Origin of the sequence: Bizionia sp. M204 (genome assembly GCF_023205095.1) — a bacterium.
Taxonomy (GTDB): domain Bacteria; phylum Bacteroidota; class Bacteroidia; order Flavobacteriales; family Flavobacteriaceae; genus Algorimicrobium; species Algorimicrobium hallyeonense.
The window spans coordinates 1,274,142-1,299,693 of the sequence record NZ_CP046242.1 but is presented as its reverse complement, the minus strand read 5'-3'; the positions used below and the strand labels follow the sequence as shown (position 1 = coordinate 1,299,693).

Annotated in this window: 21 protein-coding genes and 2 pseudogenes; all 23 read left to right on the top strand. The window is 37.5% G+C overall.

Annotated elements, in window-relative coordinates:
- The first annotated feature begins 478 nt into the window (after positions 1-478).
- Entirely contained in the window at positions 479-1,009 is a 531-nt protein-coding gene (locus GMA17_RS05870; RefSeq protein WP_371922420.1) for a DUF2911 domain-containing protein, read from the top strand.
- Between the two features lies 1 nt (position 1,010).
- A pseudogene (locus GMA17_RS05865) lies at positions 1,011-1,274 on the top strand (hypothetical protein); the annotation flags it as partial.
- A 106-nt stretch (positions 1,275-1,380) separates the two neighbouring features.
- On the top strand, positions 1,381-1,863 hold the full coding sequence (locus tag GMA17_RS05860; RefSeq protein WP_066249859.1) for a DUF305 domain-containing protein: 483 nt from the start codon (positions 1,381-1,383) through the stop codon (positions 1,861-1,863).
- A gap of 11 nt (positions 1,864-1,874) precedes the next feature.
- Complete coding sequence (locus tag GMA17_RS05855; protein ID WP_248400105.1) at positions 1,875-3,674, top strand: efflux RND transporter periplasmic adaptor subunit; 1,800 nt, start codon at positions 1,875-1,877, stop codon at positions 3,672-3,674.
- A gap of 262 nt (positions 3,675-3,936) precedes the next feature.
- Positions 3,937-4,503, top strand: a complete 567-nt coding sequence (locus GMA17_RS05850) for an AraC family transcriptional regulator (protein WP_066249866.1) — start codon at positions 3,937-3,939, stop codon at positions 4,501-4,503.
- 125 nt (positions 4,504-4,628) lie between these two features.
- Positions 4,629-5,000, top strand: a complete 372-nt coding sequence (locus GMA17_RS05845) for a metalloregulator ArsR/SmtB family transcription factor (RefSeq protein WP_066249869.1) — start codon at positions 4,629-4,631, stop codon at positions 4,998-5,000.
- Between the two features lie 11 nt (positions 5,001-5,011).
- Positions 5,012-5,623 carry a mercuric transport protein MerTP gene (gene merTP / locus GMA17_RS05840; protein ID WP_066249872.1) on the top strand — a complete coding sequence of 204 codons (612 nt, stop codon included), beginning with the start codon at positions 5,012-5,014 and terminating at the stop codon, positions 5,621-5,623.
- Positions 5,616-7,295, top strand: a complete 1,680-nt coding sequence (gene merA / locus GMA17_RS05835) for a mercury(II) reductase (RefSeq protein WP_066249875.1) — start codon at positions 5,616-5,618, stop codon at positions 7,293-7,295. Before merTP ends, merA begins: the two co-directional genes overlap by 8 nt.
- Positions 7,296-7,331: 36 nt before the next feature.
- Positions 7,332-7,448 (top strand): annotated as a pseudogene (locus GMA17_RS15445) (GDCCVxC domain-containing (seleno)protein); the annotation flags it as partial.
- A 53-nt stretch (positions 7,449-7,501) separates the two neighbouring features.
- Positions 7,502-7,897 carry a hypothetical protein gene (locus GMA17_RS05830; RefSeq protein ID WP_231931267.1) on the top strand — a complete coding sequence of 132 codons (396 nt, stop codon included), beginning with the start codon at positions 7,502-7,504 and terminating at the stop codon, positions 7,895-7,897.
- Positions 7,898-8,014: 117 nt separating this feature from the next.
- Positions 8,015-12,430, top strand: a complete 4,416-nt coding sequence (locus tag GMA17_RS05825) for a CusA/CzcA family heavy metal efflux RND transporter (protein ID WP_248400103.1) — start codon at positions 8,015-8,017, stop codon at positions 12,428-12,430.
- A gap of 16 nt (positions 12,431-12,446) precedes the next feature.
- Positions 12,447-13,703: an efflux RND transporter periplasmic adaptor subunit gene (locus tag GMA17_RS05820; protein WP_154192130.1), complete on the top strand. Its 1,257-nt coding sequence runs from the start codon at positions 12,447-12,449 to the stop codon at positions 13,701-13,703.
- Between the two features lie 115 nt (positions 13,704-13,818).
- Positions 13,819-14,157, top strand: coding sequence for a P-II family nitrogen regulator (locus GMA17_RS05815; RefSeq protein ID WP_076547108.1), 339 nt, complete (start codon positions 13,819-13,821; stop codon positions 14,155-14,157).
- A 16-nt stretch (positions 14,158-14,173) separates the two neighbouring features.
- Positions 14,174-14,596, top strand: coding sequence for a Fur family transcriptional regulator (locus GMA17_RS05810; RefSeq protein WP_154192128.1), 423 nt, complete (start codon positions 14,174-14,176; stop codon positions 14,594-14,596).
- Between the two features lie 44 nt (positions 14,597-14,640).
- On the top strand, positions 14,641-14,988 hold the full coding sequence (locus tag GMA17_RS05805; RefSeq protein ID WP_154192127.1) for an STAS/SEC14 domain-containing protein: 348 nt from the start codon (positions 14,641-14,643) through the stop codon (positions 14,986-14,988).
- 9 nt (positions 14,989-14,997) lie between these two features.
- Positions 14,998-17,523: a heavy metal translocating P-type ATPase gene (locus GMA17_RS05800; RefSeq protein ID WP_248400101.1), complete on the top strand. Its 2,526-nt coding sequence runs from the start codon at positions 14,998-15,000 to the stop codon at positions 17,521-17,523.
- 30 nt (positions 17,524-17,553) lie between these two features.
- Positions 17,554-17,997 (top strand): Fur family transcriptional regulator, encoded by a 444-nt coding sequence (locus tag GMA17_RS05795; protein ID WP_371922419.1) that lies wholly within the window; start codon positions 17,554-17,556, stop codon positions 17,995-17,997.
- A gap of 80 nt (positions 17,998-18,077) precedes the next feature.
- A complete protein-coding gene (locus GMA17_RS05790; RefSeq protein WP_237608732.1) occupies positions 18,078-19,394 on the top strand; it encodes an APC family permease in 1,317 nt (438 codons plus the stop codon).
- Positions 19,395-19,603: 209 nt separating this feature from the next.
- The gene (locus tag GMA17_RS05785) at positions 19,604-19,963 is read left to right on the top strand and encodes an STAS/SEC14 domain-containing protein (protein WP_248400099.1); all 360 of its coding nucleotides are present in this window, start codon (positions 19,604-19,606) and stop codon (positions 19,961-19,963) included.
- A 25-nt stretch (positions 19,964-19,988) separates the two neighbouring features.
- Positions 19,989-20,255 carry a hypothetical protein gene (locus GMA17_RS05780; protein WP_248400097.1) on the top strand — a complete coding sequence of 89 codons (267 nt, stop codon included), beginning with the start codon at positions 19,989-19,991 and terminating at the stop codon, positions 20,253-20,255.
- A gap of 170 nt (positions 20,256-20,425) precedes the next feature.
- Positions 20,426-20,974, top strand: coding sequence for a hypothetical protein (locus GMA17_RS05775; protein ID WP_248400095.1), 549 nt, complete (start codon positions 20,426-20,428; stop codon positions 20,972-20,974).
- Between the two features lie 45 nt (positions 20,975-21,019).
- A complete protein-coding gene (locus GMA17_RS05770; RefSeq protein WP_248400084.1) occupies positions 21,020-22,972 on the top strand; it encodes a heavy metal translocating P-type ATPase in 1,953 nt (650 codons plus the stop codon).
- Between the two features lie 299 nt (positions 22,973-23,271).
- A complete protein-coding gene (locus tag GMA17_RS05765) occupies positions 23,272-25,530 on the top strand; it encodes a cation-translocating P-type ATPase (RefSeq protein WP_066249887.1) in 2,259 nt (752 codons plus the stop codon).
- The last annotated feature ends 22 nt before the right edge of the window (positions 25,531-25,552 follow it).

The window sequence follows — 25,552 nt, the reverse complement described above, 5'->3', positions numbered from 1 at the left end:
TCGTGGGAAGGAAAATAGTTAGTGTTAAAACCTTCCCGTGTCAGGCACAATAAATTTTGAAAAAGAAAAGTTGATTTGGTTAATAGCAGCCTGAACATGGGAGAGAGATTAAATCCTTTAATATAAAGTCTCTCTTCCTATGTCAGGTATTTAAAAACTTATGATGAAGAGAAGTTTAGTGAAGAATGCTTGGTTTTGAGGGGTAAACATTTTGGTTGGTTTATTAAAGTTTATCTCTCACTTTCAAGTAGTACTTATAGGCTTATTACCATTGCAGGCAAACTATTGGTAATGATAGAAGTTTCCTTTAGCTTTTTGGTATTGCAAACATTAATAGAATTCACGTTGACAAATAAATTCTGAAAAATTAAAATTATGAAAATTCATTCGCCGTCACGAAATAAAAAATAAATATTAAAGATAAAACCTTATGAAACTACGTATTCCTATTAGCCTATTGTTATGCACTTTTCTTTTCGTGTCCTGTAAACAAGAAAAAAAAGAAATAATTACGGAACAACCTCAAGCTGAAACGACCTCGAAACCACCAAAGAAAGTATTAAGCCCACATACGTCTGCAATGGCGATGATAGGGGACGCACATATCCACATCGACTATTCATCACCGGGTGTTAGGAATAGAATGATATTTGGAGGTCTATTGGCTTACGATCAAGTTTGGCAAGCTGGTGCACATATGGCGACTTGGATAGAAACCAATAAAGATTTAAACATTGAAGGAAAAGAATTGAAAGCTGGCAAATACGGATTATTTGTAATTCCTAATGAGGAAGAATGGAAAATCATTTTCAATACCAATTGGGATCAACACGGTAAAGATGAATATGACGAGAAGGATAATGTATTACAATTTAAAGTAACCCCTAAAATTTCCGAAGAAGTTCAGGAGCATTTAGAATATAAGATAACAAAGACTTCCGATGCATCAGGCACAATGAGTTTGAGTTGGGAGAGGGTCGTTATTGAATTTCCATTTGAAGTAAATTAAAATGATTAAAAGAAAGACAGCTTTTAAAATAAGAAAAACACATCGCTATTTAGGCCTTTTTATTGGCATTCAATTTTTGATGTGGACTATTGGTAGCTTGTATTTCAGTAGGACGGAAATTGATGAAATTCACGGAAACCATTTTAAGAAAGATGAACCTGAACAGATTTCTTTTAACAACTTAATGGGGATTGCTCAACTTAAAAATTTGCAATCCATTCAAACTTTAGAATTATTGGAAATTGCCAAAGAGCCTCATTATTACTGTTAATTACGGTATTAAGCGGTTTTTTACTTTGGTAAACCTTATCGCCAACCATTAGAAAAGTTTTTAAAAAGAAACAAAATAAGTAACACTAAAATCAACATAAATGGAAAATTCAAATCAACACAAAAAGAAGAATCAATACACAAAATTTGTAGGTATGCTGGCGGCATCCTTTGTTGCAATGTATATTACAATGTACCTAAACACGTATCAAATTGATCACGTTTATTTTAGTCTCACGCGGTTTTATATGAGTTGTTTGGGTATTGCAGCTATGGCCATCATAATGTTTGTGGCGATGCGAAATATGTACCAAAACAAAAAGAAGAATATAGCAATCATCTTGGGTAGTATTATTCTTTTTGCTGGCGCATTAGGTCTTGTGAGAGCCCAAGCCCCAATTATTGGAGATGTATTATGGATGAAAGCTATGATACCGCATCACTCTATTGCCATATTAACTAGTAAGCGAGCTGATATACAAGATCCAGAAGTTAAGAAATTAGCCGATGATATTATCAAAGCACAAGAAAAGGAAATTGCTGAAATGAAAGCAATGATAAAACGATTGGAAAATAACAAATAAATAAAATTAAAATGAATAAAAATATCATTTACATAGGCGTTGCGTTGATTGTTGGCTTGTTAGGCGGATTTCTTCTATTTGGTGGAGGTTCTTCAGATAACGCAAATAATGCTAAAGACGCACACGAACATTCAGAAGAAATTGCTTCTAACCAAATGTGGACCTGTTCTATGCATCCACAGATTATGCAACCAGAACCAGGAGATTGTCCTATTTGTGGAATGGATTTAATTCCAGCCGAATCTGGTGCCGATGGCCTAAATGCCAATGAAATAAAAATGACAGATAACGCCATGGCGCTGGCAAATATCCAAACGTCACTTGTAGGACAAGGACAAATGGGAAATAATTCCCTGAAATTATCTGGTAAGATTAAAGCCAATGAAGAGTCAAATGCCGTACAAGTCACGTATTTTGGAGGAAGGATAGAAAAACTATACGTTAATTCTACAGGAGAGCGTGTTGGAGCAGGACAACGCTTGGCAACTATTTATTCGCCAGAATTGGTTGCGGCACAGCAAGAGCTACTTACCGCATCATCTTTGAAAGAATCGCAACCAGAATTGTATAAAGCAGTTAGAAACAAGCTCAAACTTTGGAAACTTTCAGAAAAGCAAATTAACGCTATAGAAACTGCTGGAAAAGTACAAGAGAACTTTCCAATTTTTGCAACCGTATCGGGAACGGTAACAATGAAAATGGTAGAAGAAGGGGATTATCTAAAGCAAGGTCAGCCCTTATACAAAATTGCAAATCTCAATACCGTATGGGCGGAATTTGATGCCTATGAAAACCAAATTGCTTCGTTAAAAAAAGGACAAACTATTAAAGTAACCACAAATGCGTATCGGAATGAAGTATTTGATGCAAAAGTCTCGTTTATTGACCCATTATTAAATTCTGCAACAAGAACGGTAGTTGTGAGAGCGGTTTTACAAAATAAGAAGGATCTCTTTAAACCAGGAATGTTCGTGGAAGGCATAATTGAGGGTGTGCAAACAAGCATCGAGAATACTGTTTCTGTACCATCCACTGCTGTTATGTGGACGGGAGAACGCTCTGTAGTCTATGTCAAAACGAATCCTAATGAAGCTATTTTTGAAATGAGGGAAGTTTTATTAGGCAATGCTACTGGCGATAGTTACACCATTCTTGAAGGTTTAAAGAATGGAGATGAAGTAGTAACTAACGGAACGTTTACCGTAGATGCTGCTGCACAGTTACAAGGCAAAAAAAGTATGATGAATGCATCGGGTGGTAAAACAACCACAGGTCACGAAGGACATTTGGGAATGCAAGAAGAAAGTTCTGGAGAAACTACAAATGAAGCCAATCATTCTCAAATGAAGGAAAGGATTGCCGTTTCAAACAAATTTCAGAATCAGTTAAAACAGGTTTTCGATGATTATATCCTTCTAAAAGATGCATTGGTAAATGATGATGCCAAAAATGCACAAAAAGCAGGAAAACAAATAGACCAATCCCTGAAAAAAGTAGATATGAAGTTGTTATCTGATGAAGAAGCACATAACCATTGGATGACCATTCAGAAGGAGTTAAAGACCTCTGCCAATGCCATTGAGAACAGTACGGATATTGTAATCCAAAGAGGGCATTTTAAGCATCTTTCTGCCCATATGATAAGTAGTATACAGCTTTTTGGGGTCAATGAAGAAATATATGTTCAGTTTTGTCCAATGGCAGATAATAATAAGGGTGCTTATTGGATAAGTTTAGAAAAAGAGGTGCGCAATCCTTATTATGGAGAGGCTATGAAAACCTGTGGAGAGGTAAAAGCAACATTACAATAAAATGAAATACGGATTAATCAAGTAATCTGAATAAGACCATAGAGCAATCTTGGTTTTATCACGGCGAACGATAATGAGTGAAAGCAGAAGAAATAGAAGAAAAAATGAAAGGAAGGAACATCAACCTGAAAGTGATATTTCAAAAAAAGATAAAATTATAGCTTTTCTTGTAATCGTATTGATTTTTGTTGTTGCTGCAATAGCTGCTGTTTACTATTCTCTATACAAATCTGGATCAACATTATTTTGAAAAAAGTACTATATGAATGAGATTATCCATATTAAAAATATGGTCTGCCCAAGATGTATTTCGGCGGTATCCAATATTTTGGAACAACTTGAAATACCGTATGTCTCTGTCAAACTGGGAGAGGTTAAATTGGTTTCAGCATTAAATACCCAGTCCAAAAATGGCCTTGCCAAAGCGCTTCAAAATTCAGGATTTAGTTTGATTGACGACCGTAAAAGTCAACTTATTGAACAAATGAAAACATTGGTTGTAGATAAAATCCATCATTCTTCCGAGGAGCTCGATTTCAAATGGGCAGATTATATAGGCGACAATATTCATCTTGATTATAAATATTTAAGTTCTCTATTCTCATCAGTAGAAAGTATCACGTTTGAGCAATACATTATAAATCAAAAAATTGAGCGTATAAAAGAACTCATCATTTATGATGAATTAACCTTGAGTGAAATAGCTTTTAAACTTCATTATAGTAGTGTTGCTTATTTAAGTAACCAGTTTAAAAAAGTTACAGGAATGACGCCTACCCAGTTTAAAAATTCTGTTGGTGAGAACAGGAAATTTTTGGATGAAATTTAATAGGAGTACTTTAAATAAATAATTTTATACTAATTTGAAATAATTAATACTATTTGATATTTACTATTTAAGCATTTGCTTAATTACGTAATTAATTATATATTTGCACCTGTAAAACATAACTTATGAAATTAGAAATAACCTGTACAAGGGCGGAAGCCAACCATAAGCAGTTACAAAACTGTATGGAGACATTGGATGAAATGGAAGGAAGTTTTCAAAAAATGACAAAACTTTTATCAATTGCCGGAAGCGATGTAAGATTGAAAATTCTTTATTTATTGAATTTAGAAAATGAGCTATGCCCTTGTGATTTAGCAGATATTCTAAAAATGAGTATGCCGGCAATCTCACAACATATACGCAAAATCAAAGATGCAGGAATAATCAATTCAAGACGCGATGGTCAAACGCTTTACTATTCTTTAAATAGAGATGAAACAGAGATATTTAGTAGCATTTTTAAATCAATAGAATTAATTAGAAAAACAGCATAATTTATAAAGAAATGAAAACAGAAAAAACATCAAAAAATGCAACATACACAGGTTTATTTGCTGCTGTAGCAGCATCTTCTTGTTGCATACCACCTGTTATAGCATTAATTGCTGGCGTTGGAGGAAGTGCGTCTGCACTATCTTGGATGGAACCATTTAGACCATATTTAATTGGTTTAGCTATAATCGCAATTGGCTATGCCTGGTATAATTATTTAAAACCAAAAAATGCCGATGATTGTGGTTGTGAAGTTGATGCAAAACCAAAATGGTTTCAAACCAAAGGTTTTTTAATTGGTATTACATTGTTTGCAGCAGTTTCAATTGCTTTTCCTTATTATGCTCATATTTTTTATCCTGATAATAAGAAAGAAGTGGTTATAGTCAATCAATCCATTATTCAAACATTAAATTTTGATGTTAAAGGGATGACTTGTGCATCTTGTGAAGAACACGTTAAACACGCAGTTAATGAGTTAGAAGGTATTGTAAAAATCAATGCTTCCTATGAAAAGGCAAACGCAGAAGTGAAGTTTGATAATACAAAAACGACTAAAGAGGATATAGAAAAAGCAATAAACTCAACAGGATATAAAGTAATTAATAAAGAAAAAGATGAGTAATAAAATAATAAATTTAAACATCAACGGAATGACTTGTTCTGGGTGTTCATCACATATTGAAAAAGATTTAAACGTTAAAGACGGAATTGTAAGTAGTATTGTAAATCACGAAACAGGAGAAGGAAAATTTGTTTATGACACCAATAAAATAAGCAATCAAGATGTTATTAACGCAGTAAACAATGTAGGTAACTATTCAGTTGTTGAAGATATAAAAAAGAAAGATTGCTGTGTTACAAATACCAAAGATTATGATGAAAAGAATAAATTCGATTTAATTGTTATTGGTGGAGGTTCAGCAGCATTTTCAGCAGCTATAAAAGCCGAAGGCATTGGCTTAACAACATTAATGGTAAATGATGGATTAGATTTTGGAGGAACCTGTGTCAATGTTGGCTGTGTACCTTCTAAAAATTTGATTAGAGCTGCCGAAACAGTGTATCACGCAACACATTCTAATTTTAAAGGAATTAAACCCAAAGGTGTTGAAATTGATTTTACTCAAATTATAAAAGACAAAAAAGCATTAGTATCCACATTACAGCAACATAAATATATGGATGTGGTAAGTGATTTCAAAAACTTAACAATGCTTAAAGGTTGGGCAAAATTTGTAGATAATAAAACCATTCTTGTAGATGGAAAAGATACATACACCGCAACTAACATCATTATAGCAACAGGAGCAACAACAAACATTCCAAACATTGAAGGACTAAATAAAGTAGGCTACTTAACGAATGTATCTTTATTCGATTTAGAAGAAAAACCAAAAAGCTTAACCATAATGGGAGCTGGCTATATCGGTTTGGAAATTGCAATGGCATATAACCGCTTGGGAGTAAAGGTTCGTATCATAGAATTTACAGATAGACCATTACGTAGTCAAACCAACGATATTACAGATGTTTTAGAAACACAAATGAAAACTGAAGGGATTGAAATCCTTCCAAATTTTAGAGCCATTAAATTTGAAAAAGATGGCGACAACACTATTATTCATTGCAAATGTCCTGATGACTCTACCACTCAAATAATTGAAGAAGGCCATATTGTCGTAGCTACAGGAACAAAACCATATACATCTAAATTAGGTCTTAAGAATATTGACTTAAACCTGACAGAAAAAGGACATATTTTAGTTAACGAAAAAATGGAAACTAATATTTCCAATATTTACGCAGCAGGAGATGTTACCAATACACCAGCATTTGTGTATACAGCAGCAACCGAAGGCAGTGCAGCAGTACAAAACGCATTTTCATTATCAAAAACCATTTTGGATTATTCATCTTTACCTTGGGTAGTATTTACAGACCCTCAAATTGCAGGAGCAGGTATGGACGAATTGGAAGCAGAAAAAAAGGGAATTCCTTTTGAAGTCAGTAAACTTGATTTAATTCACGTTCCAAGAGCATTGGCAGCGCAAGATACCAGAGGGTTCATAAAACTGATGCGCAACACTGAAACCGATAAATTAATAGGCGCAAGAGTCATAGCAACAGAAGGTGGCGAACTCATCCAACAATTAAGTATGGCTATTAAATTTGGAATCACTGTAAAAGACTTGGCAGAAAGTTTTTATCCATATTTAACTTTAGGGGAAGCTGTTAAACTGGCAGCAATTACCTTTGGAAAAGATGTTTCTAAATTAAGTTGCTGTGCGAGTTAATTCAAAATAAAAGGTTTTAAAGGGAATGCCAGTTCTTTTTATGAATTTGAAAACTGCGAGAAAGTATTAAAACCAAAAGAAGGAGACTGTTGTATTTATTGCTCTTTTGGAACTATACCCTGTCCACCGATTCAAGAAAATAAAAGTTGCTGATAATTTCTTTGCACAACCTGTGCATCGATTAATTTGTATATTTGTAAAACTTTATGAAAATATTCTTTTCCATATCAATGTCGCTTCTATTCTTTTTTCAGGGAATTAGCATTGATATGGATTTTTGTGGGCCAATTAAAGAAATTTCAAGCATTATTACCCATTATCAAGACCATAAAGTTTATGGAGACTCTTTCCTTGAATATGTAGTTGAAGATTACATTGACAATGATGCAAAAAATGAAGGGCATCATAATAACCCAGATAAGGAGAATACACCAGTCCATTCCCATCATCAATGTTGTCACCCTCTAGTATTAATTATTGCGAACAACAATTCGGCTTTAACCAATCAACTAAAGTTTGAAGGGAAAAAACAGTTTACCTTACATAAAGTAAACTTCACTTCCAGATATCTGGAATCGCTTTTCCAACCCCCTAAAGTATAATTCAGTTTTTTAAGGATAGCTATATCCTTACGTGATGCTTTTCAAAGTAAGCATCCCATTATAAACGCATTGCATCTAATTGCATTGCGAGGTTTAAACTGAATTAATACTTTTTCTATGATTAACAAAATCATTTCATTTTCCATTAATAATAAATTTATTATTGGCTTATTTATAGTGGCACTTGTTGGTACGGGCATTTGGTCTATGGCCACTATAAACTTGGGTTCTGTACCCGATATAACAAACAACCAAGTACAGGTAATAACCGTGGCCCCAAACTTGGGGACAGAAGATATAGAACAATTTGTTACCTATCCCGTAGAATTGGCAATGGCCAATCTTCCTGACGTCATCGAGCTGCGTTCAGTATCCCGTTTTGGGCTGTCCGTGGTTACCATTGTTTTTAAGGACGAGGCAGGCACTTATCTGCCACGGCAATTGGTACAGGAGAAATTAACCGAAGTTGCCGGAGAAATCCCCGAAGGTTTTGGCACACCTTTTATGGCACCCATAACAACAGGTCTGGGCGAAATTTTTCAATATACCTTAAAAGTGACAGAAGGCTATGAAGACAAATATGACGCAATGGAGCTTCGTACCATCCAAGATTGGATTGTAAAACGCCAAATGGCTTTAGTGCCAGGCGTAGTCGAGGTCAATGCTTTTGGAGGTTATGTAAAACAATATGAAGTTGCCATAAATCCTGATAAACTAAAAAGTTTTGGCATTACAATGAATCAGGTTTTTGAAGCTCTTAAAGTGAACAATGCTAATACCGGTGGTGCTTACATTGAAAAAAACCACCAAGCCAATTTTATCCGTGGCGAAGGGCTGGCTCGAAGTATCGCCGATTTGGAAAACACGGTTGTGACCACTCAAAATGGAAGCCCTGTCTTGGTAAGGGACGTTGCCGAAAAAGTGGGCTACGGAAACCAAGTGCGTTATGGTGCATTTACCCAAGACGGTCACGAATCCGTAGGTGGACAAATTTTAATGCTGAAAGGCGAAAGCCCAGGCGACGTGATTGAAAATGTGGAAAAGCGTATTGTAGAAATTCAAAAATCCCTGCCGGAAGGTGTTTATATTGATGCTTTTTTAAGCCGAAGTGAACTTATTGAGGCAACCACAAGTACCGTTAAAAACAATCTAATAGAAGGAGCCCTAATCGTCATATTTGTTTTGGTCTTACTTTTGGGAAGCTTCCGTGGTGGCTTGATAGCAGCTTCGATAATCCCTTTATGTCTATTATTTGCATTTATTTTGATGAAACAATTTGGCATTTGGGCAAATTTAATGTCCTTGGGTGCGATCGATTTTGGAATTATTGTAGATGGAGCGGTGATTATCGTGGAAGGAGCGGTTTTCCACATTCATCAACGGATGAAAAAATCCACAACCGCCATCAACCAAGCTGAAATGGATGAAATCGCCTATGATTCTTCAAGTAAAATGATGAATTCTGCCTTCTTCGGTCAACTAATTGTTCTTATAGTTTTTACACCGATTCTTTTTTTGACCGGTGTGGAAGGGAAAATGTTCCGGCCAATGGCATTTACATTTGGTTTTGCCGTTTTAGGAGCGATTATCCTTTGTCTTACCTACGTGCCAATGATGTCATCATTATTTTTAAAACCTGCTAAAAATCAAAATAGTTGGTTCGCCAAGTTTGAAAACAAGATTGATAGGTTCAGTGATAAAATTATGGATGTTCTGAATCGTATCTATCTGCCTATATTAAATTTTGCACTTCGCTTTCGGGCAGGTGTGGTTATAGGCGCGGTTTCCTTGCTTTTGATTTCAGGATTTATTTTCAGCAATATGGGAGCAGAATTTGTCCCTAAATTTGATGAAGGCGATATTGCATTTCAAGCATTGATAAAACCGGGGAGCAGTCTTACAGAATCTATTGAGGCTTCAGAGAAACTTCAGAAGTTAATCAATGAGTTTCCGGAAGTAAAAACAGTAGTTTCTAGGATTGGTGTGGCCGAAATACCGACAGACCCGATGCCTATGGATATTGCCGATAGTTATATTATTCTTGAAAAAGATAAGAGTAAATGGACTTCCGCAGATAGTAAAGAAGAACTGATAGAAAAAATACAGGAAAAAATTTCAGTAGTTCCCGGCGTAAATTTCGTGTTTACCCAACCTGTAGAACTTCGTTTTAATGAATTGCTTACAGGGGTTCGTGAGGACGTGGCAATCAAACTGTACGGAGAAGATTTAGGCGTTTTGGCAGACAAGGTACAGGAAATCGCAGCGGTCATCAGAACCGTTCCCGGAGCGGCTGACCTCAATGTAGAAGCTACAAGCGGTTTGCCACAAATGACAGTGGTGTATAACCGGGCAAAAATGGCACAATACGGTGTAACCGTTGACAAGCTGAATGATTATGTAAGTGCTTCATTTTCTGGAGAACAGGCAGGAGTCATTTTTGAAGGGGAAAAACGATTCGATGTGGTCATTCGTTTGGCAGAGGAATATCGACAAGACATCAATAGCTTAAAAAACCTTTTCATAGACCTGCCAAACGGTGCACAAGTACCTTTAAAGGAGGTTGCAGATATCAGCTATAAGCCAGGTCCGATGCAGATTTCAAGGGACAATACCTCCCGTCGTATTTCGGTAGGGGTCAATGTTCGTGGGCGCGATGTAAAATCGATGGTCGAGGAAATTCAACAAAAATTGGAAACGGACGTGAAACTGCCACCAGGTTATTTTGTAACCTACGGAGGTTCTTTCGAAAACCTTCAACGTGCTTCAGACCGATTGATGATTGTAGTTCCAATCGTTCTATTAACAATATTTGTTCTGCTTTACTTTGCTTTAAATTCAGTTACACAGGCCTTGATGATCTATATGGCAGTGCCTTTGGCGACCATTGGTGGTGTTTTCGTTTTGTTGATTCGTGGAATGCCTTTCAGTATTTCTGCCGGAGTCGGGTTTATCGTGCTCTTCGGAGTTGCCGTATTAAACGGACTCATACTCATAAACAAATTCAATGAATTAAAAGACAGTGGAATGACAGATTTAAAAAAACGTATATACGAAGCAACGCACGAACGTTTACGTCCAATTTTATTAACAGCCATTACAACAATTATGGGTTTTATCCCAATGGCGATTTCTACCTCTGGTGGTGCAGAAGTACAGCGACCTTTGGCGACAGTAGTCATTGGAGGAATGCTTACGGCAACATTTCTGACCTTGGTGGTTATTCCTATTCTTTATTATTGGCTGGAATCCCGAAAAGAAAAGAAGGACAATGGTGGAGATGTAAGTTATATTAAAAAATCAACCAATATTGTAACCGTATTATTGATGGTTGGAGGTTTGATGGCTTCTGGTACTTCATTTGCCCAAGACACCAATCAAGATGGTACAATCCCAAAGACCTTGACCATTGATGAGGCTATTGCTATGGCTAAACAGAATTATCCATCACTTAAAGAGAGCCAAGCATTTATTGAACGGGAAAAGGCACTAAAGGGAACGAGTTTTGACCTTGGTAGCACTCAAGTTTTCACGGGCAAAGAAGAATATGGAAATAATCTTCCTGGAGTGCAGACAACCGTTGGTGTGCAACAGGGCAACATTGATTTGCTTTCCGGTTTTTCAAAATCGAAGTTTTACAAAGAGCGTATTGCCTTGGGAGAAAAGTTTTATGTGGCCAGTGAACAACAATTGGTGCGTAATGTGATGCAGGCGTATGACCAAATTAATTATTACAAGGCACAATTGCGTTTTGCAGACCAATTGGACAGTATTTATACCAATTTTAAGACCGCTGCCCAACTTCGGTATGATACGGGAGAAACAGGTAAGTTGGAATTTATTTCAGCCTCTTCAGAATTTCAACAGATTCAAGTATTAAGGCAACAAGCCTTTGATGATATTGAAATAGCCAAACGTGCCTTAAAACAATATTTGGGAACGGATGAATCCATTGAAACGATTAGTGAACCATACAAAACATTGGATTTTATGGCAATGTTAGATTCCACTTCGGTGGCCAATAACCCAATGTTGCAATATGCGTTGCAAAATGCCGAAGTAAGCAAGGCAAATGTGGGTGTTGAGAAATCACAATTCCTGCCGAAATTCAGCTTATCGTATGGCAGGCAGGTTGTAGATGATGTTTCAGGCTTCAACACCTATCAGGCGGGTATTAGCATTCCGCTATGGTTTTTTCCGCAGAAGTCAAGGGTAAAAGCAGCAAAGGCAGACGCAATGGTAGCAGAGAATCAATATTTGGAGCAAAAGGCGGTTACAGAAAGTCGCGTGTCGCAATTGACCAAATCCCTTGAAAAAACAAAGAAGATTTTGCAATATTACGAAGAAGGCGCACTATTGTTGGCAGAACAGCAAATTACCACAGCGCAATTGGCATCCAAGGAAGGCGAAATAGATTATGTCAATTATATCACAATTCTCAACAGTGCCATCAGGATAAAACAAAACCATTTGCAATACATAAACCAGTTTAACCAACAATCCATTGAGATACAATATCAATTGGGCAATTTATAATCTTAAAAAAAGAAAAATGAAGAATATATTATTAGTAAGTACCGTATTATTTACACTTATGTTTATGAGTTGTAATGATGCCCCAAAATCTGAACTTGGGCATAACGAAGCCGAAGGCGTATCAAAAACCAATGAAGCTGGGGAAGATGCACACGGCGATGAAGGCCACAATGAAGGAGAAGAAGAAGGTCACAGCGAGGAAGAAGGCGTTGTGGAACTTACAAAGCAACAGGCCGAAACCATAGGTTTGGAAATGAAACCTTTGGAGGAACGCAATTTAGGGAACAACATTAAGGTAACGGGAACGCTGGAGCTTTTCCCACAGGACAAGGCGAACATAAGCCCGTTTGTTGGTGGAAATGTGAGTGCCATAAAAGTAATACCCGGAGATAACGTAAGCAAAGGTCAAGTGCTGGCATATATAGAACACCCGGATATCATTGCAATGCAACAGGACTATCAGGAAAAAAATGACGAACTGGTCTTTTTGAAACAGGATTTTGAACGCAAGCAGACGCTTTATGACAAAGGCGTTTCTTCGGGAAAGGAATTTCAAATGGCTCAATCAAAATTTCGTTCCACAACATCCAGCGTCAATGGTTTGAGGGCCCAATTGAAGTTGTTGGGGATTAATCCGGAAAAAGTGGCGGAAGGACAGATATATTCCGCAGTTCCCATTACCACACCCATAAGTGGTTATGTGGATGAAGTAATGATTAGCCTTGGCGATTACGTGGCACAACAATCCAAAATGTTCTCGATAAGCGATAATTCAAAAATTTATGTAAACTTCAAAGTCTATGAAAAGGACATAAAGCAAATCCAGAAAGGACAACAGATATATTTTTCCACGGCCTCTCGCCCAGATGAACTGCTTAAAGCAACCGTTCGGTCTATAGGTAAAACTTTTGAGACAGACCCAAAAGCCATAGAAGTTCTTGCTGATATAGAAAACAAGGATAAAAATCTTTTGCCAGGTATGTATGTAGAAGGGCGCATAGTGCAGGGCGAGAAAAAGGGTTTTGCCGTTCCGGAAGCCGCCATTATAAAGGAAGGCGAGCAATCCTTTATTTTTATCTTGGATGAAGATGAGGAAATGGAAGTAGGCAAAATGAAATTCAAAATGATACCCGTAACGGTTGGTATTACTGATTTAGGCTTTGTTGAAGTCAATCTGCCTGCCGAAGTTTCAACCGATGCCAAAGTGGTCATAAACGGAGCTTATAACCTGTCTTCTGAAATGATAAAGGGCGAACTGGAACACGGACATTAATTCAATAATAATCAAAGGTTTTGATTCCGAGTTTGTTTATCGTCTTAATTAGTTAGTTAAAAATTATAAAACAGACTCGGTTCAAAATTGATTAAAAATTTAAAAAGTTAATAATATGAAAGAAATAAAAGCATTTATAAAACCGAACCGAATCCAAAGAGTCATTGAAGCACTTTCTGACAATGGATTTGAAAGTATGACCCTTTCACAAGCAGAAGGCACGGGCGCGTTCAAGGCAAAAGGTGCCAGACCGTCGCTGGATTTTCACGTAACAGATAGTCCAGTGGTCAAATTGGAATTGGTCTGTCAAAATGAGGAAGCCCAAGCGGCCATTGAAACAATTATAGCCAACGCCAAAACCGACGGGCCTGGAGATGGTATAATTTATATAGCTAATATAGAAGATGCGTTTCACATTAAAACAGGAGATTCCTTAAAACGTTACGACCTGTAATTCTCTTTCTAAACAAATGGAAAAAATAGTTCAATTTTTAGAAAGCAAAGGAATACGACCTACAGCTATGCGCCTTATGACCTATAAGCGGTTGGCAGAGTTGAATGTTGCCATCAGCCTTGGCGATTTGGAAAAAGATTTTAAGATCAGTGAAAGAAGTACCCTGTTTAGGACTATGAAAGCGTTTGAAGAAAAAGGGATTGTGCATCAAATCGAGGATGGGACAGGGGTTATAAAATACGCCCTTTGCGAAGAAAATTGTGAATGCGAGGTCGGCAACGACCTTCATTTGCACTTTCATTGCAACAATTGTAATGAAACGGTCTGTTTAACAGAGCATAAAATCCCTCACATCAACTTGCCTGATGGCTATATCACGGAGGACATTAACTTGGTGGTAAAGGGTATTTGCGAAAAATGCAGTGGCAATTTGGATTAAACGTTTGGTTTTTAAATTCAATTATCATTTATAAATAGTGAGCAATGATAACAATCTATAAAAAAGAGGCTACTGTATATATGGTAGCAGAGAATAAGCTGGATGCCAAGGATTATGAAAACTTGATACCGGTCTTAACAGAACACATAAATGCATATCAGGAAGTGTTCTGGTACATTGAAATGCAAAATTTTGAAGGTTGGGCAGCAGAGACATACTGGAAGGGAATTGAATTATACCTTCCGAATGAAAAGCATTTAAAGCGAGTTGCTTTGGTGGGCAGCGTTAAATGGCAAGAGCAATTTACCGAGGTATTGCTTCCTTTTTCAGAAGCTCATATAAAATTTTATAAGACCGAAGAAAAAGACGATGCCAAAGAGTGGATAAAATAAAAATAAAAAATGGAAAAACTACAACTAAAAATACCGGTCATCCTTCCGCAAGTTCCTAACGAAAAAGATTCTTGTGTTGAAAGGCTTATTCAAAAACTACAAGCTAAAGAGGGCATCGAAAAAGTGCACATTGCCGATGCAAACGGAGCTGATGTGCCAAAGCTCTGTTTTCATTATGACCCAGATATCATTTCCATTGACCGCATTCAATCCCTCGCCGAAAGTACTGGTGCCGAGATTACCGAAAAATACGGGCATTTGCTCATTGAAGTTAAAGGAATCAGACACACAAGACAGGCTCGTTCCATAGAGAGAAGCCTTTTGGCAATCAATGGAGTTTTGGAAGCTTCCGTTTCAGGCTCTGGAATGGTACGACTTGAGTTTGATAAAAAGCAAACAAATTTTGATGAAATAAGCAAACAAATTGAAAAGGAAGACCTTCAGGTTCAACGCAGTGCTTCAAACGAAAATGATTACACCGAAGCATCCAAAAAACAAGAGCGTTCAAAGAAGGAAGAGACTAAAGAGCAAACTTCCACCGAGGGACACGAGCACAAAGAAGGCGAGACCCACGAGGAAGGAGAAGAGCACGCCCACGGTGGTATTTTCGGTAAAAATACGGAGCTTATTTTTTCCATTATCTGTGGGGCACTTCTCGGAATAGGTTTCGGCCTTTCCTATGTGGAATCCATCCCAGATTGGGTCAGTCTTACTTTATACATTGGTGCTTACTTTTTCGGTGGTTTCTTTACGGCCAAGGAAGCAGTACAGACGGTTGCCAAAGGCGGTTTTGAAATTGACTTCTTAATGCTGGTTGCCGCCATTGGTGCAGCCATTCTGGGAGAATGGGCAGAAGGTGCATTGTTATTGTTCCTGTTTAGTTTGGGGCACGCCCTTGAACATTATGCAATGGAAAAGGCCCGAAAGTCCATTGCGGCACTGGCAGATTTAGCACCAAAAACAGCATTGCTCAAAAAAGATGGCAAGACCGAAGAAGTTGGAATTGAGGAATTGAGTATTGGCGATATCATTGTGGTCAAACCCAACAGTAAAATATCTGCCGATGGTGTTGTGGTCAATGGAAAAAGCAGTGTCAACCAAGCACCTATCACAGGGGAAAGTGTACCTGTGGACAAAATTCCTGTGGAAGATACGGGCAAGGACTATTCGGCAGACGATGATATCAAGGACGAAAACCGCGTTTTTGCCGGAACTATCAACGGTAATAATACTTTGGAAATAAAGGTAATCAAAGAAGCCAAAGACTCTACGCTGTCCCGACTGGTCAAATTGGTCAACGAGGCACAGACCCAAAAATCCCCCACCCAACTTTTGACCGACAAGTTTGAAAAATACTTTGTACCATCCGTACTGATATTGGTTGGTATCCTACTCTTTGCCTTTTTGGTCATTGATGAACCGTTTAGTGCCAGTTTTTACCGTGCAATGGCAGTATTGGTAGCCGCCAGCCCTTGTGCACTCGCCATTTCAACACCAAGTGCGGTATTAAGCGGTGTGGCACGGGCAGCACGGGGCGGTGTACTTATCAAAGGTGGGCGACCGCTTGAGGATTTAGGGGTCATTACCGCTTTGGCTTTTGATAAAACGGGCACACTTACCGAAGGCAAGCCCAAACTTACCGAAGTAGTACCACTGGGGAATATTGAAGAAAATGAACTGTTAAAGATAGCCGTTGCCGTTGAAAACTTGAGCGACCACCCTTTGGCCAAAGCCGTCGTAAGGGATGGGAAAGAGCGTCTGAAAGGTACTGATATTACCGATGCGTCAGATTTGGAAGCGGTTCTCGGAAAAGGTATCAAAGCTTCTTTGGGCAAGGATAAAATCTATATAGGAAACCTTGACTTGTATGAAGACCTCGATGAAGCAAAACCATCCGAAGATATATCGAATAAAGTAAAAGAACTTGAAGGTGGTGGAAATACCACAATGCTCATAAGAAGGAACAAAGAATATATAGGTATCATCGCCCTGATGGATACCCCACGGGAAGCGGCCAAGGAAACCCTTAAAAAATTAAAGGAAATCGGTATTAAGCGGATGATAATGCTAACTGGCGATAATCAAAAGGTTGCCGATGCCGTTGCTAAAGAAATTGGGTTGACCGATGCCTGGGGAAGCCTGTTGCCAGAGGAAAAGGTAGATGCCATTAAAAAATTAAAAGAACAGGAATCCAAAGTCGCAATGGTAGGCGACGGTGTGAACGATGCCCCTGCAATGGCAAACAGCACCGTAGGTATCGCAATGGGTGCAGCGGGCAGTGATGTGGCATTGGAAACAGCTGACATTGCCCTAATGGCCGATAAACTGGAAACCCTGCCCTTTGCCATAGGTTTGAGCAGGAAGGCAAAGACCATTATCAAGCAAAACCTTTGGGTCAGTCTTGGTATTGTTGCCCTGCTTATACCCTCAACCATTTTTGGGCTTGCCAATATCGGTATTGCGGTGGTAGTCCACGAAGGCTCAACACTACTTGTGGTATTCAATGCCTTAAGGCTTTTAGCGTATAAAAAATAAATTTAGTAAAAAAGATTGCTTTTTGAATCAATGCTAAAAATGACAAAGACGGAAAAAACACTTTTAAACCGAGGGATTCGACCTACTCAAATGTGGTCGAAGATATACAAGTTCCTGAAAAGGAAACAAAGTGCCATGTCCTTTTCCGATTTGAAAAAGGCGTTTGTTCAAAAGAGCGAAACCAATAAAACAGCAAACAGAACTACCTTTTATCGCAATCTCAAGATTTTTGAGGATAAAGGGTTGATTCATCAGATTAATGATGGGGTCGGAGTGGCAAAATATGCGATTTCTGATGAAAATGCCAAAGGTAAATACGGTACAGATTTACATATGCACTTTCATTGTACCGTTTGTAGGAAAACCATCTGTTTACCAAATAAAATATCGGAAGAAAGCCTGCCAGACGATTATGAAGTGAACGATGTGAACTTGGTTTTGAAAGGAATATGTGAAAAATGCAGGAAAAAATAACAGGTGGGAGTACTTGAACCTTGAACCCTTGCGCCCAATGGTCCAGTTCAGGTTTCTTTCACCCTCTTTAACTAAAAAATATGGCAGAATTAAAAAAATCATTGGGAACACTTCGACTCACTTTTTATGGCGTTGGCACCATTGTGGGCGCAGGAATTTACACGGTAATCGGCGCAGCAGCTGGACAAGCGGGAACAGACCTCTGGTTAAGTTTTATCTTTGCTGCCATTGCAGCAAGTGTCTCGGCAATGTCCTATGCAGAGTTATCCTCTACCTATCCCAACGCCGGTGCGGAATTCATTTTTGTACGGAAAGCGTTTCCAAAAATCGACATTCCATCGTTTCTAACAGGTTGGACGATTGCGTTTCATAGTTCGGCCACAATTGCAGCGGTGCTACTTGCCTTTTCGGGATATTTCAATACGTTTTTTAATATGCCCTCTCTTCTAATAAGTTATGGCATTTTATTGGTGTTGTCATTAATTAGTATTACAGGCATCACAAAATCGTCGACAGCAAATATTATTATGGTCAGCATTCAACTTTTGGGATTGTTATTATTGATAGTATTTGGGCTTTTGGAAACTGGTCCACCCAAAGCAGAATTCTTTCAGGTGGAATCGATTTCTGGAACTTTGGCGGCCACAGCTACATTGTTCTTTATCTATACCGGTTTTGAACATATGGCAGCTTTGGGTTCGGAAGTTAAGAACCCGGGAAAAACAATACCCCGCGCATTTTTAATGACTATGGTAATAACTACTACAATTTACTTATTTATTGCTTTTACGGTTTTGAACATTGCAGACCCTTCCGCTTTGGCAAATGTGGATTCGCCACTATCGCTTGCAGCTTCCAATCTCAACAATTGGTTGCCTGTGGTATTGGCTATTGCTGCACTTTTTGCTACGGCTAATGCTGCTTTTAGTGGTATCATATCCATAAGTAGATTGCTTTTTGGAATGGCAAGCGTGGGCGAACTTCCAAAGTTTATGACCAAAACCAATGCACAGAAAGTACCGTGGGTCACTACCATTATAGTTATGGCAGCAGTTGCCGGATTTTTATTGTTGGGCGATATTAAGATTGTTGCAGGAATGTCGTCATTGGGTGCTTTGCTTGTTTTTGTTGCCGTAAATGTCGCACTTATCGTGCTTCGGTTTAAAGCACCAGAGCAAGAACGACCATTTAAAGTTCCTTTGGCTATAAGACGAGTGCCGATTTTACCCATTTTGGCGATACTTATAAGTCTATCACTGATAATCCAATTTAATTGGCAGGTTTATGCAGCGTTCGTAGGTGCTATTATCGTGGGTATTGTGCTTGATTATTTTTTGGACAAAAAGTCAAAGGATGAAATAGACCCTGAAAAAGAAAAGGAACTTTTTAACCATTAAAATGAAGCTATGGATTGGATGTTCGAAGATTTTAAAACTGACCTAGATGCCTTAAATCCTATTGTCCGTAAAAAAGCCCTGTCCATAGCAAAATAACTAATTGAAAAAAAAGATATTTCAGCAAAAGAAGCTTTATCGGAAGGCATCATAAGGGCGGAAGAATGGTTTTACGATTTAGAAGGATAATTATCAATTAAAAACTATATAAAATGTTACAGATAATCGAATTAAAAGAAAAAAATATTGTTGCAACAAAAGCTTCGGGCAAATTGAGAAAAGAAGATATAGAAAAAATCCATCCACTTATCCACGCCATACTGGACAAGGGAATGAAAGTCCGTTGGTATTTTGAGATGGACAACTTCACGGGTTGGGATTTACCTGGTTTATGGGAAGACCTTAAAATGGACACAGCCCACGCCAGGGACTATGAAAAGATTGCTATGGTTGGAGATAAAAAATGGCAGAATTGGATAACCCAATTTATGAAGCCTTTTACCAACGCAGAAATTAAGTATTTCAATTTAGACCAAAAGGAAGACGCCAAAAATTGGATTGAAAGCCAGTAAAGTTTATAACCGTAAAAGACAGGCGATGAATAAAAAAAACATTCTTATTACCATTTTAATTGGGTTTGCAGTAGGTGTTTTTATCCTTCAACCTTTTGGGGTAACAATTTTCACGTTTAGCAGACAGAATTATGAAATTAATTGGTGGCAATATTTAATAAACAATGTCATTGAAATTTTGAATATCAATGGAAATCAAATTTTTGAGAACACGCTGTTTGGTTTATTAGGTGCAAGTGTTGCGCTGATTTATTATTTCGGTAAAAGAAAAAAGGATATAGATAACAAGTAGCGGTAAATCGTTACAGGAAAGAGCGAAATTTTTTATTTAAAATATATTAAGTGAAAACTTAATTAATAGCAGGCAGCTTTTATGATGCTTTTTTAAGGCAAAATGATTAATAGCATTAAAAGCAAAAGTAGAAGCTGCTTTTTTTAATTATACAAGTAAAGATGGGAATTATGAATATTAAACATTGTTTTTTAATAATCTTGTTGGTTAGTTATTATAAGGTAAACGCCCAAAAAGTTTATACAACTGAAGAAGGTCATATTATGATGATGACTTTGGTTGATGATAAACCCATCAAGGCAGAAAGCCATAAATTGGCACTATATCTTGATTATGATTCCAAAGTCGTAAACGGCGTCCTTGACCTCAAATCTTTATCAACAAATAGTTCTAAAATCAATGCCATTTTACAAGAACAGGAAGACCCATTAATGCTTCGGTTTACTGGTACAATTCCATCACAGGATTTTTTGTCAAAACGGCACGACCCTATCAAATTTAATTGGCTAATAGTTATTACTTATCAAGGGAAATCTTTTAAATCACAATTTAAAGCAACCATTACCCATATAGAACAAGGATTAAGTATGTCCTGCCTGATAAGCGCATCTGGACAATTATTGGTTTCAAATACGGGGTTGGATTCCTTAATAGAGGGTATCGATGATACCATAGAGGTGCAATTTGCACAATTAGTGTTAAAATTGGATAAACAATAATATTTAGCATCAAAGCTTTTAAAAGCAAAACACAATAGCTTAATCATGAAAAAAAAGAAAGTTAATTTAAGAGATTTAAAACCAAGTTCGGAAAAAGAGCATAACCACGATGATGGACACAATCACAGTGCTTCATCATATAACTTCAAGGTCTATATTCCCGCCATTATAAGTTTTGCAATGCTTATTATTGGTATAATACTGGATTATTTTGATATGCCTTTTTTTAAAGATGGGATACGAATTATTTGGTATGGTGCCGCTTATTTACCTGTTGGACTTCCAGTAATCAAAGAAGGATGGGAAAGCATTAAAAAAGGCGACTTTTTTACAGAGTTCTTTTTAATGTCCATCGCTACCATTGGTGCATTTGTAATTGGCCAATATCCCGAAGGTGTTGCAGTAATGCTATTTTATGCAGTAGGCGAATTATTTCAAAGTGCTGCTGTAAATCGTGCAAAAGGAAATATAAAAGCATTATTAGATGTTAGACCTAAAGAAGCCAATGTATTTCGTGAGGGAGATTATAAAAGTGTTTCGCCTGAAGTTGTCAATATTGGAGAGAAAATTCAAATTCGTGTAGGTGAAAAAATTCCATTGGATGGCATTTTATTATCCGAAAAAGCATCTTTAAATACAGCTGCGTTAACAGGAGAAAGCAAACCAGATTCCATTCAAAAAGAAGCAAAGGTTTACGCGGGTAGTATTAATTTGGAAAGCGTTATTGAAGTTGAGGTAACCAATAAGTTTGAAGACAGTTCTATTGCGAGAATATTAGACTTGGTTCAAAATGCAACAGCACGTAAATCTAAAACAGAATTATTCATCAGACAGTTTGCTCGTATCTACACACCAATTGTAGTGTTTTTAGCTATTGGTGTTACTTTTATACCTTACTTTTTTGTAGATGATTATATATTTAGAGATTGGTTATACAGAGCATTAATATTCTTGGTAATATCTTGTCCTTGTGCGTTAGTGATTTCAATTCCATTAGGATATTTCGGTGGATTGGGAGCAGCTTCAAAAAATGGAATATTATTTAAAGGTGCTTCATTTTTAGATGCAATGACCAAGATAAATACTTTGGTAATGGACAAAACAGGAACCGTAACTAAAGGTGTTTTTAAAATCAAAGAAATAAAAGCCATTGGTTGGAAAGAACCTGAATTTATGAAATACCTAATGGCGATGGAAGAACAATCCACTCATCCCATTGCCAAGGCAATTATGGAATATAAAGCCGATGGCGAAGATTTTCAAGCTACCAAAGTAACTGAAATAGCAGGAAAAGGCTTAAAAGGAACAGTAAACGGCAAAACCGTATTGGTTGGGAATAAAGCATTGATGATTTCAAACAATATCGAAGTTCTATCTGAAACCGACAGCATTGTAGAATCTATCGTGATGGTTTCCATTGAAGGCAAATTTGCAGGCTATGTAATCATTGCAGATGAGTTAAAGGATGATGCACACGAAGCCATTAAACAAATTCGGGAATCTGGTATTTCAAAAATCATAATGCTTTCGGGCGATAAGGATTCCATTACGCAACAAGTCGCAAAAGAAATGGGCATTGATACCGCAAAAGGCGGATTGTTGCCAGAAGATAAATTGAACGAAGTCGAAAAGCTGATGTCCGAAAATGACGGAAGAGTAGCCTTTATTGGAGACGGTATAAACGATGCACCAGTATTGGCAGCAAGTGATGTAGGTATTGCAATGGGTGGTTTAGGTAGCGATGTCGCCATTGAGACCGCAGATGTTATAATACAAACAGACCAACCGAGCAAAATTGCAAAAGCTATTAAAATAGGTCGTTCAACCAGAAGTATTGTATATCAAAATATTGCGCTTGCTTTTGGAGTAAAAGCTGTGGTACTTGTTTTGGGTGCTGGCGGTCTGGCGACAATGTGGGAAGCTGTATTTGCGGATGTGGGAGTGGCTTTGTTGGCTATTTTAAACGCTGTGCGATTGCAGAAGATGAAATGGAAATAATCAAAAACGATGTATCAAAAACAGAGAAATAAAAGAAATAAGAAGGTAAGTAAATTATCAAATAACAATACCACAAAAAAAGATAAAATAATTTGGATTAGTATTGTAATCATTGTTATCGTGTTAATCTGCTTTGTACTGTTCTTAAAATTCCTAAAGTACTTTATCTATATTTAGATGCAATGCTTTTGCAATAAATGAAACGAATTCAGCAAATTCTACAAATCATTCAGCATATAACGTAACACATTAAAGTCCTTTAATCCTGAAATTTGTACTGTACAAATAAGAATGCGATTATGGAAACTATCAACATATTTGAAACCAAAGAAAAGAACCATAAACAGGGAATAAAAGAATCATTCCCAGTTACAGGTATGACCTGCGCATCTTGCGCAGCAAGCGTTGAATCCGTTTTAAAACACACAGATGGCGTAATTGATGCAAGCGTAAACTTTGCGAACAGTTCTGTTCTTGTAGAATACGACAAAGAGTTGAGTCCTAATCAACTTCAAAATGCACTTCGCGATGTTGGTTATGACATTATCATTGATGCGGAGAATCCTTCAGAAGTACAACAAGAACTACAGCAAAAAAATTATCAAGACATAAAAAACCGTACTATCTGGTCGGCCATACTTACCCTTCCCATTTTTGTATTAGGAATGTTTTTTATGCAATGGGAACCAGGTAAGTGGATTTCTTTGGTGTTGACTTTTCCAATTCTTTTTTGGTTCGGTCGTAGTTTTTTTATCAATGCTTTCAAGCAAGCCAAACACGGTAAGGCGAATATGGATACCTTGGTAGCTTTGAGCACAGGAATAGCTTTTCTGTTTAGTGTGTTCAACACTTTTTTTCCTGAATTTTGGTTGAGTCGTGGTATTGAGCCTCACGTGTATTACGAGGCAGCAACTGTAATTATAACCTTTATTTCCTTGGGGAAACTATTGGAGGAAAAGGCAAAGACAAATACATCTTCAGCCATTAAAAAGCTGATGGGATTACAGCCTAAAACGCTGAAAATTATTGAGAATGGTGAAGAAAAGGAAATTCCTATTTCGTCTGTGCAAGTAGGTCAGACCATTTTAGTGCGTCCGGGAGAAAAGATTCCTGTGGATGGAGAAGTATCTAAAGGAAGCTCGTATGTAGATGAAAGTATGATTACGGGAGAACCTGTTCCTGTTGAAAAAATAAAGGATGAAAAGGTATTTGCAGGCACGGTAAATCAAAAAGGGAGTTTTCAATTTACTGCCGAAAAAGTAGGTGGAGAAACCTTATTGTCCCAAATCATTAAAATGGTTCAGGAAGCCCAAGGAAGCAAAGCACCTGTTCAGAAACTGGTTGATAAGATTGCGGGCATATTTGTACCCGTAGTAATGGGAATTTCCATCGTCACCTTTATAGTATGGATGTCAGTTGGAGGCGATAATGGTTTTTCGCAAGCCTTATTGACTTCTGTAGCAGTGTTGGTTATTGCTTGTCCCTGTGCTTTAGGATTAGCAACCCCTACAGCTATTATGGTGGGTATCGGTAAAGGAGCAGAAAACAATATTCTTATAAAAGATGCCGAAAGTTTGGAACTCGGTTATAAAGTGAATGCAGTCATTCTTGATAAAACGGGTACGATTACAGAAGGAAAACCATTAGTAACTGATATGCTTTGGAAGGATAAACTTGAAAATAGCAATGAATACAAAAAAATTCTTTTGGCTATCGAAGCACAATCAGAACATCCCTTGGCAGGGGCTGTAGTCAACCACTTAAAGGATGAAAATATTGAAAAAGCTGAAATTACTTCCTTCGAAAGCATTACAGGAAAAGGCGTAAAAGCGCAATCAGAGAATGGTTCAAAATACTATGTTGGAAATCATAAGCTAATGGTTGAAAAGAATATTCAAATCGACGCTTCCCTAATGCAAACGGCAGAAAGTCTCGAAGAGCAGGCTAAAACGGTCATTTTCTTTGGCAATGAAAAACAAGTGCTGGCGATACTCGCCATTGCTGACAAGATTAAGGAAACTTCAAAAAAAGCCATAGCAACGCTTCAAGAAAGAGGCATTGAGGTCTATATGCTTACTGGAGATAACAATAAAACCGCATCTGCTGTCGCAAAACAAGTAGGAATAACAAATTACCAAGGAGAAGTGATGCCTTCGGAGAAAGCGGCTTTTGTTGAAAAACTACAAGCAGAAGGAAAGATAGTAGCGATGATTGGTGATGGCATAAACGATTCCCACGCTTTGGCGCAGGCCAATGTAAGTATTGCAATGGGTAAAGGTTCGGACATAGCAATAGACGTCGCAAAAATGACTTTGATAACGTCAGATTTGCAATCCATTCCAAAAGCATTGGAACTATCAAAAAGAACGGTGTTGGGTATCCGTCAGAATCTATTTTGGGCATTCATTTATAATCTCATTGGTATTCCTATTGCAGCAGGCGTTTTGTATCCCGTAAATGGATTTTTATTGGACCCAATGATTGCTGGAATGGCGATGGCTTTCAGTAGCGTATCTGTTGTCTTAAATAGCTTAAGACTTAAACGAGTAAAACTTTAATATTAATTATAAATTCAAATAA